Origin of the sequence: Klebsiella sp. RCJ4, from assembly GCF_009025755.1 — a bacterium.
Classification (GTDB): domain Bacteria; phylum Pseudomonadota; class Gammaproteobacteria; order Enterobacterales; family Enterobacteriaceae; genus Klebsiella; species Klebsiella michiganensis.
In genome coordinates this window covers 34844-49548 of sequence record NZ_WCIN01000045.1, presented here as the reverse complement: position 1 = coordinate 49548, position 14705 = coordinate 34844, and the positions used below count along the sequence as shown (strand labels likewise).

Genomic DNA, 14705 nt, shown 5'->3' with positions numbered 1-14705 from the left:
CTTCATTATTACTTCGCCATCTCTTCCAGCAGGTCAATACCAACAGGCTCTTCACTCTGTAGCGCTGTTAATGCAATACGCTTTGCATACTGCTCTTCCACATCAGAGATGAGAGGCAGCTCGCGGTTCGCCCTGGTCTTCAGGAAAGGTGAAGACGGTTGAGCAGCTGCCAGGCTGTTATTAACAACCCATGCCCACGGCTCGATGCCAGCGCGACGCAGATCCTGCTGCAGATTAGCTGCTTCCAGTACAGGTGTCGTTTCGGCAAGCGTCACGATAATCACCTTCGTCTTCTCCGGGTCCTGCAATTGCATCATTGGCGTCATCACATGGTCATGTGTTTGCCCCATCTGGCGCACCATTTCCCGGTGATAGGCTCCAGTCGCATCCAGTAGCAGAAGCGTGTGACCCGTTGGCGCGGTGTCCATAATGACAAAATGGTCGTCTGCCTCTTTGATTACCCGCGAGAATGCCTGGAAAACAGCAATCTCTTCAGTGCATGGCGAGCGGAGGTCTTCCTCCAGCACCGCCAGCCCTTCTGCATCTAATCCTTTGCCCTGATTTTCCAGGACTGAAGTGGTCAACAAAAACTGGCCACCGCGTTAGAGTTTTTCCAGTATCGGTTTTCTGATTCGTTTGGCAGTAACCCACCATTATATTCGTGCGGTCTTAGTGCGCTGTAATATCCAACGATATAGTCCGTTATTGCGTGAGCTGCATCGCTGAAGCTTACATAGCCCGTCGCCGGCACCCATTCGTTCTTCAGACTCCTGAAGAAGCGCTCCATTGGGCTGTTATCCCAGCAGTTTCCACGCCGACTCATACTCTGCCTGATCCGGTATCGCCACAGTAACTGCCGGAACTGCCTGCTCGTATAATGGCTGCCTTGATCGCTGTGGAACATCACCCCGACGGGCTTACCACGGGTTTCCCATGCCATTTCCAGTGCTTTCATGGTAAGCCTGCTGTCCGGCGAGAACGACATGGCCCAGCCCACTGGTTTTCTTGCGAACAGGTCGAGAACAACGGCGAGGTACGCCCAGCGCTTACCCGTCCAGATATAGGTCACATCACCGCACCACACCTGATTTGGTTCCGTTACGGCGAACTGTCGCTCAAGATGATTCGGGATAGCAACGTGCTCATGACCGCCACGCTTATACCGGTGAGTCGGCTGCTGGCAACTGACCAGCCCCAGCTCTTTCATGAGTCTGCCAGCAAGCCAGCGCCCCATCTGGTAACCTCTCTGGGTTGCCATTGTGGCGATGCTTCTTGCTCCGGCAGAGCCGTGGCTGATGCCATGCAGTTCAAGTACCTGACTGCGTAATACAGCCCGTCTGCCGTCTGGCTTTTCAGGACGGTTTTTCCAGTATTTGTAGCTGCTGCGATGAACCCCGAACACATGGCAGAGAGTGGCCACAGGATAACGCGCCCTGAGTTTCCCGATTATCGAGAACTGTTCAGGGAGTCTGACATCAAGAGCGCGGTAGCCTTTTTTAATATTTCATTTTCCATTTCAATACGTTGTAGCTTTTTCCTGAGCTCACGGATTTCAATTTGTTCCGGGGTAATGGGGGAGGCTTTTGGTGTTTTGCCCTGCCGTTCATCACGTAATTGTTTCACCCATCGCGTCATTGTGGAAAGGCCGACATCCATAGCGCTGGCTGCATCTGCCACGGTGTAGTTCTGGTCAACGACCAGTTGAGCGGATTCGCGTTTAAACTCTGCGCTGAAATTTCTTTTTTTCATTATGACACCTGTGTTGTTCTGAGGTGAGCATATCACCTCTGTTCAGGTGGCCAAATTCAGTAAACCACTTCAAGGGTAGAAATAAGGATATAGCCAAGATAATGTAATAGGCTAAAGAGGGAAAGGAATATGTTACAGGGCTTAATGAAAAGGGAGAAATTAGTCGCACCAGCATTACTTAATTTCTGCGGGTGTAGAAAGCGGATAGCAGGAGCTCCTGATAGGCTATCTATCCGACAGCCATATACAGAGACTGTCGAATAGGGTTAGCCACTGTGATTTACATCGTGGATTTATCTCGGGGTTCCATCACAAGTAACCTGGACGAGGTTATCCATCTCCGGATTAACGCCAGCTGGAGTCCAGTTAATTAATCCCAAATCGAGTTTGGCATTCGCCGTGGTCGTCAGAATAAAGGGTGTATTAGTTTTAGAAAAATCCATATTTTCTTTGAAACAAGTTAGCGGAATGCTGAGGGTGACCCATTTATTTAACGGGAGAGTATTTAAGGTCTCGTTGATAGCGATAGAGGAAGCGCATGGCCAACCGCACTGCATACCTATCTCCATTTTACGATCTGGTTTTTTCTTAACGCGCAAAGTCACCATTAAGTTACTGTTTGCCTTGAGATAATTATTCCGATTAATCCCTTTAACATTGGTTGTCTGGAGTTGGATAGATGCACCGGTACTCTCGCTGGTCCCCATAAATGTTACCTCGCGCGCATCCTGCTGACGTTTATAATCGACAGGGCGTACGCTAATATACTGCATCGCGGATTTACCGTTTATTGATACCTCGGTACCGGTCCAGTTACTCTCATCTCCCATTCTTAAACGATGCTCATCGGAGGCTTTTTCACCGAACAGCTCGAGTCGGGTGGTGGCCACCGGCGATTTTTCCATGCTCAACTCCCGGCAGCCCAGGCGACGATTATCGAGCGGTAAGCGATCCAAATCTTGATAATTAGCCGCCGTTCGTGAAGGCGGGTTGTAGGTCAATCCGTAACCAAAATTAAATAACACATGCTCTTTATCCGGCTTCTGTTCAAATTCCGGACGCTGCCAGCCAGCGATATTGGTTGGTGCCGCGTTGATTGTGGTCGCACATTTCTGTGCTGGCCATGAAAACGACAAAGCCCCCTGGAAATCATGACTTATCGTACCGCTAGTGTCGCGGAAGATGACATCGGTAATGCCTTCTGCTTCGGTGCCTGGTAACCAGGCGGCAACGAATGCATCGGAAAGATTGATCTCTTCGTTGACGTAGAGCGGTCTGCCAGAAAGCAAAATAACAACCGTCGGGATACCGGCTTTATTAAGTTTTTTTAATAATTTGAGATCTCCGGAATAGCCAGCCTTCAGCTCGGAGTAGGATAGCGTCTTATTATCAGGAATATCACCTAACCATTCTGCGTATGAGTCTTCGCCCATGGCGACGATAGCCACATCGGGCCGTTCTTTAAGATCCAGCTGGCTTGAGGAGAGTGTCATTACGTTGTGTTTGCCAATGGTTTTCTCAATGGCTCCTGCGACGGTAACGGCGTCAGGGAAATCAGACAGGTTATTCTCCGTCCCTTGCCAGGTGAGGCTCCAGCCGCCAATTTGCTTGCTGATATCATTCGCAGCGCTACCGGCAACCAGCACGTTGAGGTCTCGGCTAAGAGGCAAAATGTTATTTTTGTTCTTCAGCAATACTAGGGACTTACGAACTGCCTCCCTTGCCAGTGCGCGGTGGTCAGGATTCCCAAGAATGCTCTGTTTCCCTGCAAGGGTACGCTGAGACGGCATAGGTTTGTCCCACATACCAGCACGCATTTTGACTCTCAGAATGCGACTGACTGCGTCGTCAATTCTGGACATTGGGACGGTTTTGTCATTAACACTATCGAGTAAGCTGGTCCGAAATGACATCCAGTCCTTTCTTGCTGTCACCATGAAAATATCTATGCCAGCCAGCACTGCAGCTTCACAGTCTCCCATACTACAACCAGAGATTTCACTATGGCCGTTCCAGTCAGATATGACTATGCCATCAAAACCCATTTTGTCCTTAAGTACCTGCGTTAGCATATAATAGCTGCCGTGCAGTTTGCCGTTGTACTCGCTCCCGACCTTAATTCCCATAGCGGAATTTTTATCGTTTTTCCAGCTATTAAACGACGCCATTACGGCCTGAGCGCCCGCGTCTAGGCCTGAAAAATATCCTACCGCGTGAATATTACGCAGGTCATTCTCTGAATAATTAGTATCACCGCGATCAACGCCGTACAGCGTTCCGCCATCGCCAACAAAGTGCTTAACGGTTGAAATAACATGATGTTGTCCCTTCAGATCAGATGCAGAACCTTGTAGGCCCCTGACCATCTCTTTTGCATAGGCATAGACGATGGAGGGATCCTCAGAATAACCTTCATAGGTGCGTCCCCAACGATCGTCACGTGGCACCGCGACGGTGGGAGCAAAGGTCCAGTCAAGACCTGTCGCGGCAACTTCGAGAGCCGTTGCCTGGCCAATTCTATAAATTAAATCAGGATCGTGGGCGGCTCCCAGGCCAATATTATGTGGGAAGAGAGTGGCCTGGAAGACGTTGTTATGACCATGAACCGCATCGGTAGCCCACATAAAGGGAATTCTGAAGCCACGACCAGCAAAGGCCTTATCCGTTGCAATCCAGTATTTATCTGCTTCAGTGACCCAGCTCCGAGCCAGAGAGTGTTTATTGTTATCAGGCCAACCACCGCCACCGTTAAGTACCGAACCAATTTTATATTGAGCCACTTCCTCAGGGGTGATTTCCCGAAAATCAGGCTGCAGCATTTGGCCAATTTTTTCATCAAGAGTCATCTTTGCAAGAATCTCTTTGACTCTATTTTCAATCGTTTCGTCTTTGGTAATGACGCTATGTATTGCCGGCCAATCGGAAAAGTAAGGTGCAACGGCAACTTCATTAGATGCCAACGCGACATTTGCGCTCAATAAGGCAATCAATGTGCAGTTAGCCCCCAGCATGATTTTCATACACAAACCCCAGAGTAAGTTTTATAGAAATCGATTTCACGTGCATGCTAGTGACGTGTTCATGTTTTATGCATGCCGTATCCGTGAGCCATAAGAGCATGAACAACCTTTGTGATCTATGTCTTGATGAAGGAATAGCAAGGCTCATCTTCTAAACAGAGATGGAAATCACAAAAATCGCACAGCTGACTAGAAATCGATTTCAGAAGAATCGTGATGTGGATATGATGGCAATGAAGTCGTACATGACCCAAGGTGCATTACATGTAGTTTCTGATGGAAATCCTATGTCAGCTATTCTTACCGCTATTGAGTTACTATCGTTTCGGTCACACCGACCACGCCGATCGTTATTTTGGAATAGGCTACGCATAAGAATTTACCACTCAAGATAAGCTACAAAACATTTAGAGCGTAAACAGGTCGATTTATCACAAGGCGATGGTGGCTGCCGTATCAATCTATTTCATCGGTGATCTATTTTCTGTTGTCTATTTTTTGGAATCATTATGTTTAGGGTGTTTAATTCGGAGAGTTTTCAATGAACACACGCAGAACAGTTAAGTTCTCACTCATTTTCTCAAGTCTTTTTGCTTTACAGGGTTGTATTAACGGTGATGGTAGTAGCACTCAACAGAGTGCCAGCCCGGCAGAGGAGTTAGTGAATAATGGGAGTTTTGCCGCGGGGACGGATGGTTGGTGGGCCGCAGGAGGCCAGTTGGATCGTGTAGACAATATGGGCTGTTTTACTTTCACTAACGGTGGAGCGAACCCCTGGGATGTCATTTTTGCTCAGTCCGGGATCCCTCTGGCGGAAGGCCAGTCTTATAATCTTAGCTTTACAGCGGTAACCAAGAAGCCAATTAATGCCAAAATTTTGGTTCAACAAGATGGCGCACCATATACGAACTATTTCGCCCAGGACGTTGAATTAAACGAAACACGGAAAGACTTTAATTTTAAATTCACCCCTAAATCAGCAGACGAGAAGGCTCAGTTCCAGCTACAGTTGGGCACTCAGTCTCCGACCACGGTTTGCCTCAGCAACGTTTCTTTGAAGGGGCCTCGGCTGAAAGTCGCGTCGAACTTTGCGCCGATTAGGGTAAACCAGGTCGGATACTTGCCGCACGCGTTGAAGCGAGCAACCATGGTGAGTGATTCGACTCAGCCATTGAGCTGGACTCTACTCAATAGCATGGGGACGAAAGTGGCCGAGGGTCAGACTAAACCCTTCGGTATCAACCGTGCATCAAATGAAAATGTGCATATTATCGATTTCAGCCAGTACACGGAAGAAACAGACGAGTTAACGTTGGTGGTGGGTGATAAAAAGAGCCACCCATTTAATATCAGCAGCAAACTCTATCAACAGCTGAAGTACGATGCGCTCTCTTTCTTCTATCAGCAGCGTAGCGGTATTCCTATCGAGAAACAGTACGTTCAACGGCCCGATCTTGCCCGTCCGGCAGGGCATCCGTCAGAACGAGTAACGTGCTTTAATAAGACCGACGCCAAAGGCAATAAATGGCCTGGCTGTGATTATAAGCTGGATGTTACCGGTGGCTGGTACGATGCGGGGGACCAGGGTAAATACGTTGTGAATGGCGGTATTTCCACATGGACATTAATGAATTTCTTTGAACACGAGAAATACTCTCGCAACGTTAAGGAAAGCGCATTTAGCGATGGTAAAGTAAAAATCCCCGAAAATAACAATCGCAAGAACGATCTTCTGGATGAAGCGCGCTGGATGATGGACTTTATGCTGGCAATGCAGGTTCCTGATGGCAAGAAGGCGTGGGTACCCGTCGGCGATCAGTCCGGTCATCTTGAGGCACTCAAGCTGACAGAGATCGATGCTTCAGGGATGGCGTTTCATAAAGTGGCCGATGAGGCCTGGACTGGCATGCCGCTTCCGCCACATAAAGATCCCCAGCCGCGTTATTTAAGCCAGCCGAGTACTGCAGCGACCTTAAATCTGGCGGCGACTGCAGCGCAATGCGCGCGCGTCTGGAAAGATACGGACGCAGCCTATGCGAAACGCTGCCTCGCAGCGGCAGAGAAAGCATGGAAATCGGCTAATAAGCATCCAAATGTTTTTGCCTACGACAACTTTGTCGGTTCAGGCCCGTATGATGATACCAAAGTGGATGATGAGTTCTATTGGGCTGCGGCGGAACTGTTTACCACAACAGGAAAAGCTGAATATCTCGATGCGATAAAAAACTCACGCTACTACCTAACCAGCCCTAAAGGCGATAAAGACGCTACGGGCGATCTCTTCTGGCAGGACGTCTCTGCTGCCGGGACTATTACCCTGGCGCTGGTTCCGAACGATCTTCCTGCTGAAGACGTTAAAAAAGCCAAACAGACGATTATTAATACTGCGAATGCCTACGCGCAAAGCGTACAGACTGAGGGGTATCTGATTCCTTATTCTGCAGTGGAGTATCCATGGGGTTCTAACTCGAACCTGATGAACCGCAGTATTTTCCTTGGGCTGGCGCATGATTTCACCGGCGACCGCAAATATGTCCAGGCGATGTCTGACGCCATGGATTATGTTCTTGGACGCAACCCGCTCGATCAATCCTATGTGTCGGGTTACGGTAGCCGACCGCTCAAGAATCCGCACCATAGATTCTGGGCTCAGCAGCTCGATCCGTCATCACCGCTGGTGCCGCCAGGCGTGATGTCCGGTGGGCCAAACTCGATCAGCTTCAGCGATCCTATCGCTGCCAGTCTCAAAGGACATTGTACCGGGCAAACATGCTGGAAAGATGAAATTGGCTCATGGACTCTGAATGAAGTCACTATCAACTGGAATGCTCCTTTCTTCTGGACAACCAGCTATATAGATGAAGGTTATCTGAATAAGTAAAGTTAAAGATATAATATGAGGTGCGACATTGTGATATATGCCGCACCTTTTTTATTGCTGACAATAAGACCGACGGGTCATGAAATGGGCTGAGTGGTGGCAGTAACCGGGGTGCTTATTCGCCGTTCTCTGGCAAGAAGGGGGATGTCCTGTTCGTTTTATTGGTCAGCACCATCACCGCCATTTAAGTCAGCCAACCGCTGGTGTTTTCTTGTCCACCCGGGACTACGTTTCGATGGAGCGTTCACTGGGGATGCTATCTCAGACCTCCTCGCCGGCAGCGCCGGTAGCCATACGCCGTTTATAGTCCCGCTATTTCCTTGAGCCGCGCCGAGTCGGCTTTTCTGGTCTTAAATGCCGCTGATCCGGTCTCTCACGACTGGCCAACAAACCACATATTCAGATTATCCGTTATTGCCGCCATATCGGCTGTCTGAGTATTGCGGGGCTATTTCATAAAGACAGCATGATCTCTGTAGCTGCAAAGATATAATGATTGCACAGGGTTATTATAGTAATTGATATCTTTAACAATTACCGAATGATGGGTGCAGACCGGGAAAAGAGCCGTATTCATTTTTCAGGCGGGCAGGAGAGTAGACCGGCGTCATCAGACAAAACCCTCCGAACGATAAAGGCAAGGGTTTTTCATCGTGATTATTAATAAGAGAATTTAAACTTCCCGTGAGCTTGCCGTAAAATCATATTGTTCGGAAAAGCTTACGGATAAAGGGTAAGTCATTTGAATTCCAAGGCGGTTTTCCGGTTAACAATCTGCAGTTCAGGAAGCAGGGATTCACTTTCTTTTGTCACTTCATCATCACCACCATTAATTAAGCTAAGCAGCGTCTGCGCCAGCTTAACGCCGGTTTCATAAATGGGCTGTTTGATGGTGGTAAGGGGAGGATTACTATATGTTGAAAAGGGCAGGTCATCGAAGCCAATCACGGAAATATCATCAGGCACGTCTAAATCAGCCTCTTTGAGGCCGAGTATCGCACCGTATGCGGTTTGATCGTTGGCACAAAATACGGCACTGAAATCAATATTATTGGAGACCAGATGCTTAATCGCCTGGCGACCACCTTCTTCGCTGAAGTCACCTTGTACAACGAGGTCTGGATTATACTCAATGCCTGCAATGCTCAGGGCCTGGCGGTAGCCATTAAGACGATCAACCGCATCCTTTTGATCCATCTTGCCAAGAATATGGGCAATCTTTCGATGCCCAAGATCTAATAAGTATTGCGTCGCCATATAACCGCCGAGGCTATTGTTGACATTAAATGAACGAACCTGCGCTGTATTAATATCATGGCCGGCTGCTACGATAGGGACCTGAAGGGATAACTCGATGAGACTTTGTTGGCTAATGTGTCCTGTTAATATAATTATTCCATCCACGCGACGGTCAATCAATAACTGCATACGTTCGAGTTCTTGCTTCGACTTCCAGTGACCGCTCACGACAACAGGTACGTAGCCGGTACCTTCAAGGGTTTTTTCCACACCACGCAACATTTCATTAGAAAACGGACTATCAAGATGCTGTGTCAGCACGCCAAGCGTCATTGACTGGCCGCTCTTTAATGATTGCGCCATGAGATTGGGCCGGAAATCTAACTCCTTTATAGCCTGCTCGACCGCAATACGCTTCTCTTCAGCAACTTTAGCCGATCCTGTCAATATACGAGAAACAGTACTTGCAGAGACACCTGCGACACGAGCAATATCGTAGACTGTCGTGCTTTTCATCCTGGCTTTCTTCACGTGGCTCTCTATTACATTTAATGGTTCAATAGAATCATCATGGTTACCCATCGAGCAAGGTTACGATAGATATGGCGAGTTCTCAACTATAAATTTTTCCTTTCATTATCCTCAATCACAGAAAAGAAAACATCTCTGGCTTTTGTAAAGCCTGAACACTCAGCTTCACGAACATACTGAATAGCTTGTTCATAGTCTTTGAAAGATAAGAGTTTTCTTATTTTTTCATAATATTCCTGTGCGCTTATACCAGCAGCAGTGTTGGGCCTATTTTGCAGACATACAGGCGTCCTTACCGGGGCCTCTTCTGTAACATAGCGGTCATCAGCACTTTTTATAAGTTCAAGCTTTATACGTCCCGTGGTGGAATGGGGGACGGCTAGCCTAGAAAATTTACCGACATCAGAAACCCTGTCGTAACGCATACTATTTTGTAACAATTCATTGTCAATAACGGTACTTCCGGAAGCGTCTTTAGCGGTTGTGTAAATTAATAAATACAGTTTTGTATAACCATCCGGTAATGAGAATGTGCCTTTGTAAAGATTGGCGCCGAATGAATCCTCGGTGTAGGGGAAGTGGCTATTTTTTATTACATTAACAACGTTAAAGTTTTCATCTAAAATCATCACGGAAGGGATGAACACGCTAAAATCGAGTGGCGAACTTAATTTTACCGACCGACCCACCTGTTTACCTTCGATAGAATAGGCCGCAACATAACTCTTCTCTGAGTTAAAAGAAAAAACCTGGCTATTTTCATTGATCTGGGCCATGACGTTATCACCCTGGATAGGGGTGTACTTAATATCGCTGAGCTTATCAATGGCTGACTTTGCCGCAAGCGCATTCCGGTCGATGGCCACCTGTTCCTGCAGTGAATGAGCGCTTGTGCCTGATGTCGATGCTACAAATGAATGACAGCCAGTAACCATCAGGCTGAGTAGTAGCAGAGAGAGATTTAGCGAAGATTTTTTATGTTTCATGCTTAACAGAGACTCGGTGATAGTAAGTTTTAAGATTGCGTATTGTAAAATTGTGATCGTGGGCTGAGCGCTGCATCTGATGTAAAGCGGATCGTTACATCCGCTTTACTATCGACCTGGCGTCATTACCACCACATATCGGCCTGGACACCTACAAGGAAGTCACCACGACTGTCCATCCAGCTCACATTGTATTTACGATCGACATAGGTCGCGAGCAGTCGAATCTCCGGTGATGGCCCCATTCCGGTGTTAACGGTAAATGTCGGAACAAAGCTAATCTTACTGGAGCGGCTGCTCTGGTCCATATTATTCACGACAAGATCGTTATCGACGTAGCCGACTTCTGTCTGTATTGAGAAGAACTCATTAAACGGGAAAACTGAGCGTAATGATGCTGCATACCATGAGTCATGGTGGCCTGCTTCATAGTCATTATATTGGTAGGTGAAGGTGGGTAAAATATTGACGTTAGCACCATACCAGCCTCCCCATACAAACATACGATAGGACTGGTCGCCCTCCTGGACCTTAGTTTGATAGGGTTTATAGCCGTTATTTACATCCTGCATTGTTTTCTGATACAGAGAGCTTTTACGATACATCGACGTATCCGTTAATGTCGCGCCCAAGAGATCTCCGGAACCCAGTCCGCGTCCTGCCTGTAAAATGACTTTTGAAAAACCGCCAGTGGCGGTAAAGAAATCATCCCTGGAGTAGATGACGGTTCCTTCTATGCCTTTAGTTGCATATTTGTGGTCATCACCAATAAATGAGTTATCTGGCATCTGTTTAGCGGCGATCTCAAAATCCCATGCGCCATATTTTGCGCTGGAGTGCACGGTGTGCATGATCGCCGAATTACCATCCGGGCGTTCAGTATGGTTAGCATCATTACTGACGATGTAAGCCATATCCCATTTCCCACCACCCAATTCAAGGTCTTTAACCCCAATACCGGTACCTGAGTAATCGGTATAGAAATAATCGGTTGTGAATACATAGTTTTCACGATCGTAGTATCTCAGGCCACCCCATAGTTTACCCGTCGGGGTAATGCCGCCGAGTTCTACGTAGCTTTCTGAAATACCTGTTTCGCGCGGTGCCGCACGGGTTTGTAAACCATCCCCTTTAGACTCGATTGTCAGATGAATATCGACAGATTTACCGTCATTTAAATTCCATAATTTATTCAGCCGACCTTCCCAGCTATTGTCAACTTCAGCCCCCAGACGGCCCATGTTTTTATCAATCTCATCTGCATAACCCGCTTTGCTAAAGTTATCTCTGGCATCAAAAAGGGACCCGGCTCTTATATAGCCGTGAAAACCAATGGTTTCACTCGCCGTTACCTGTGAGGAAAGTAACATTCCACAGCAGAGCATAATTGAACTTGCGAGGTAGTTCTTTTTCATAACAATCCCTTTTCAAAATGTATTGATAAGTTAAAAGTCTTTAAGTAAAAAGTTTTAATCCAGAGGGTAGTGCTATTAAAGCAAAGGGTTATTAACCCATTACTTTTGTTTTTTGTTAGCATTCTGTTCTCCCCTTGCTTCATGAAATAAAATGAAAGTCGGGGCGCAGCTGATCAATGATGAGATCAACCGTTTGGGTTAATAGCTTAATAGTGAACAGAATAATGACTATTCTTTTACCGATCATCAGCGATGTATCTGTGAAAGCGATAACTGTTCTATATAAATTCGACTCGCGTTGTCTATTCTTAACCTGCAAACTAATACCAGATGCTAGGGGAATTTAAATACGCTGCGACAGCGTTCGTTTTCAGGCGCTGAGATTGCTGCTGATTTACACTTTTGGCGTATCAATGATATCCCGTTATCAATTAATTTCCTGAGCCATATCTCCATCGAAGTTTTGCATAATTAAAAAGTCACAATGAGATAAGAGGGGTATTCACCTGACCCTGTTTCGCTTGTGTCATCTTAGATCCCATTTAAGGCGTTTAGGCAGCCTTAAATCAGCATTAGACATCGGTTGACATTCAATCTCTAAGAAATCGGTTTCATGATCAACTGAATTTTAACCTTTTGTCAGGAAGTGTGCGTTCCGTCACATTTGGTAATATGTGATAATATGTTGATTCTAATAGATTTTATACTGTCAATGCGTCAATATTATCATTTCATAAAATTCGGTTTTTTCTTTTTATTTTTAGATATCGGTTTCATATTGGTCTGACTTGTAGTCATTCGCTCCCTAAGCTGTAGCGCTCAAACCCTGGTGGTTTTACCTCTAAAGCAACCGAGCAGTCAGGGTATGTCAGCTTGAGATTTCATGCGTCGTAGCGGCAGGCAGAGCGGATAGCTCCATCGGTAATTTCCACAGGTTTGCGCTGAACGGCGGGCTGGCGCAGTGGGTTACATCGGTGACGACTGCGGTAAAGATTGTGTTTGATACCGGTATCTTAGAGCAATAAAAAGGGTTATAACGATAAAATTTGAATGTTATTTTTATAACACATTGATATATATAGACTTTAATGATAAGGATAGTGATCGCTGTCACGATTACGGCATTTATGATTGAAATCGATTTCCTAAAAAATGATATGGATTTATATTGCTTCGAACTATCAATATGGAGATTTAAAAATGAAAAAGATCATGCTTTGTTGCTCCGCAGGTATGTCTACAAGCCTGCTGGTAAAAAAAATGGAAGAAGCCGCGGAAGCGAAGAACCTGGATGTTGAAATCAAGGCTTTTGGCGTAGCTGAATTTGATGAAAACATGCCCAACTACCATGTCGTGCTGCTTGGACCGCAAATTAAGTATATGCAGAATAATTTATCGTCTAAAGCGTCCGTTTATGGAATTAAAGTCCAACCTATCGAGATGCTGGACTATGGGATGCTGCGCGGAGATCGGGTTCTGGATATTGCATTAGAACTGGCTAAATGACGGTAGGGTGAAACATCAGATGAACTCATTTTATAATTTTTTGGTTGGCATCATTGAAAAACGGCTTGCGCCGATGGCTGGTGTTATTGCTCAGCAACGATATGTCCTGGCAATACGTGATGGATTCATCGCCGCGCTGCCGTTTATGATTGTTGGCAGCTTTATGCTTGTTTTTATCTTTCCTCCAATATCAACTAATACCACTTTTCAATTTGCGAAAGCCTGGCTGAATTTCTCTGCAAACTATCGCGAACAGTTGATGTTACCGTTTAATATGAGTATGGGGTTAATGACCATATTTATTTCAGTCGGGGTAGGGGCAAGTTTAGGAAAACAATACTCTTTAGATCCTATAACAACGGGTCTTCTTTCGCTGATGTCGTTTATGCTGGTTGCCGCCGACCTTAAGAACGGCGCCCTGTCAATGCAGTATTTTTCTGGCCAAGGTATCTTTACCGCGTTGCTTTGTTCAATATATGCGACAGAGGTCTATCGTTGGCTGAAAAAACGGAATATTACAATTAAATTACCGGAGCAGGTGCCGCCTGGTGTTTCCCGGTCGTTTGAGGTGCTGATCCCGGTCATTGTTATTATGATTACCTTACATCCTCTGAATCTTTTCATTGAGCATGCTACAGGTATGATTTTACCTGAAGCTATTATGGCGATGCTTAAGCCCTTAGTCGCGGCATCGGATAGCCTTTTAGCGGTGATTCTGGCCGTGCTGTTGTGCCAAATCCTGTGGTTCGCGGGTATACATGGGACGATGATTGTTACCGGGATCATGAACCCTTTCTGGATGGCGAACCTTGCGTCTAACCAGGCCGCATTGGCAGCAGGAGAAGCGATCCCGCATACTTTTGTACAAGGCTTCTGGGATCATTTCCTGTTTATAGGAGGTGTGGGTTCAACCTTACCATTGGCAATTCTGCTGATCAGAAGTAGGGCTGCTCATCTTCGGACTATCGGCCGTATGGGCTTTGTACCCGGTCTTTTCAACATCAACGAACCGATATTGTTCGGCGCGCCGATCATCATGAACCCGATTTTGTTCATTCCGTTTGTGTTTATCCCTGTGATTAACGCCATTCTTGCATGGTATGCCATCGATCTGGGGCTGGTAGAGAAAGTGGTTATGATGACCGCATGGACGACTCCCGCTCCCATTGGCGCATCATGGGCAACTAACTGGGCTATTGCTCCGGTAATACTGTGCTTTATCTGTATGGCTATAGCCGCGTTAATGTATTACCCGTTCGTCAAAGCATACGAGAAAACGTTGCTGGCAGCCGATAATTCAAACGTTGAAAGTAAAAATGAAGAAAGTTTTGAATTAAAGTCAGAAAAAGTTTAATACGTTAATTTTAAATATTTTAAG

The 14705-nt window shown here is 46.4% G+C and carries 8 protein-coding genes and 1 pseudogene; 3 read left to right on the top strand and 6 right to left on the bottom strand.

The genetic code is table 11. The annotated features are described in order from the left end of the window. Positions 1 to 8: 8 nt before the first annotated feature. The 3 genes and pseudogenes from F8562_RS25335 to F8562_RS25325 all read right to left on the bottom strand — a co-directional run. Positions 9 to 572: pseudogene (locus F8562_RS25335) on the bottom strand (ArsA-related P-loop ATPase); the annotation flags it as partial. An 8-nt stretch (positions 573 to 580) separates the two neighbouring features. Continuing rightward, positions 581 to 1749 (bottom strand): IS3-like element ISEc52 family transposase gene (locus tag F8562_RS25330; RefSeq protein WP_094909515.1). Its coding sequence is split into 2 segments (ribosomal slippage): positions 581 to 1500 and positions 1500 to 1749, totalling 1170 coding nucleotides; the frame shifts between segments, so codons are not numbered across the junction. Between the two features lie 293 nt (positions 1750 to 2042). Then, a complete protein-coding gene (locus F8562_RS25325) occupies positions 2043 to 4769 on the bottom strand; it encodes a glycoside hydrolase family 3 protein (RefSeq protein ID WP_053094427.1) in 2727 nt (908 codons plus the stop codon). Between the two features lie 541 nt (positions 4770 to 5310). Here F8562_RS25325 and F8562_RS25320 point away from each other — a divergent pair. Beyond that, positions 5311 to 7650 carry a glycoside hydrolase family 9 protein gene (locus F8562_RS25320; RefSeq protein ID WP_077260801.1) on the top strand — a complete coding sequence of 780 codons (2340 nt, stop codon included), beginning with the start codon at positions 5311 to 5313 and terminating at the stop codon, positions 7648 to 7650. Positions 7651 to 8388: 738 nt separating this feature from the next. Here F8562_RS25320 and F8562_RS25315 read toward each other — a convergent pair. From F8562_RS25315 to F8562_RS25305, 3 genes are all read right to left on the bottom strand, one after another. After that, positions 8389 to 9405 (bottom strand): LacI family DNA-binding transcriptional regulator, encoded by a 1017-nt coding sequence (locus tag F8562_RS25315; protein ID WP_224239844.1) that lies wholly within the window; start codon positions 9403 to 9405, stop codon positions 8389 to 8391. Between the two features lie 101 nt (positions 9406 to 9506). After that, positions 9507 to 10406: a MalM family protein gene (locus F8562_RS25310; protein WP_224239843.1), complete on the bottom strand. Its 900-nt coding sequence runs from the start codon at positions 10404 to 10406 to the stop codon at positions 9507 to 9509. 125 nt (positions 10407 to 10531) lie between these two features. Further along, positions 10532 to 11821 carry a carbohydrate porin gene (locus F8562_RS25305; protein ID WP_049594013.1) on the bottom strand — a complete coding sequence of 430 codons (1290 nt, stop codon included), beginning with the start codon at positions 11819 to 11821 and terminating at the stop codon, positions 10532 to 10534. Between the two features lie 1200 nt (positions 11822 to 13021). On the opposite strand from F8562_RS25305, the gene F8562_RS25295 reads away from it, so the two are divergent. Together F8562_RS25295 and F8562_RS25290 are read left to right on the top strand one after the other, a co-directional pair. Further along, positions 13022 to 13327 (top strand): PTS sugar transporter subunit IIB, encoded by a 306-nt coding sequence (locus tag F8562_RS25295; protein ID WP_012540235.1) that lies wholly within the window; start codon positions 13022 to 13024, stop codon positions 13325 to 13327. A 19-nt stretch (positions 13328 to 13346) separates the two neighbouring features. Further along, on the top strand, positions 13347 to 14681 hold the full coding sequence (locus F8562_RS25290) for a PTS sugar transporter subunit IIC (RefSeq protein WP_049594012.1): 1335 nt from the start codon (positions 13347 to 13349) through the stop codon (positions 14679 to 14681). Positions 14682 to 14705: the final 24 nt, after the last annotated feature.

Bases quoted from the DNA above. Each gene is read 5' to 3' on its own strand.
- F8562_RS25290 (WP_049594012.1), top strand. From the start codon at position 13,347: ATGAACTCATTTTATAATTTTTTGGTTGGCATCATTGAAAAACGGCTT.
- F8562_RS25295 (WP_012540235.1), top strand. From the start codon at position 13,022: ATGAAAAAGATCATGCTTTGTTGCTCCGCAGGTATGTCTACAAGCCTG.
- F8562_RS25315 (WP_224239844.1), bottom strand. From the start codon at position 9,405: ATGAAAAGCACGACAGTCTACGATATTGCTCGTGTCGCAGGTGTCTCT.
- F8562_RS25305 (WP_049594013.1), bottom strand. From the start codon at position 11,821: ATGAAAAAGAACTACCTCGCAAGTTCAATTATGCTCTGCTGTGGAATG.
- F8562_RS25325 (WP_053094427.1), bottom strand. From the start codon at position 4,769: ATGAAAATCATGCTGGGGGCTAACTGCACATTGATTGCCTTATTGAGC.
- F8562_RS25310 (WP_224239843.1), bottom strand. From the start codon at position 10,406: ATGAAACATAAAAAATCTTCGCTAAATCTCTCTCTGCTACTACTCAGC.
- F8562_RS25320 (WP_077260801.1), top strand. From the start codon at position 5,311: ATGAACACACGCAGAACAGTTAAGTTCTCACTCATTTTCTCAAGTCTT.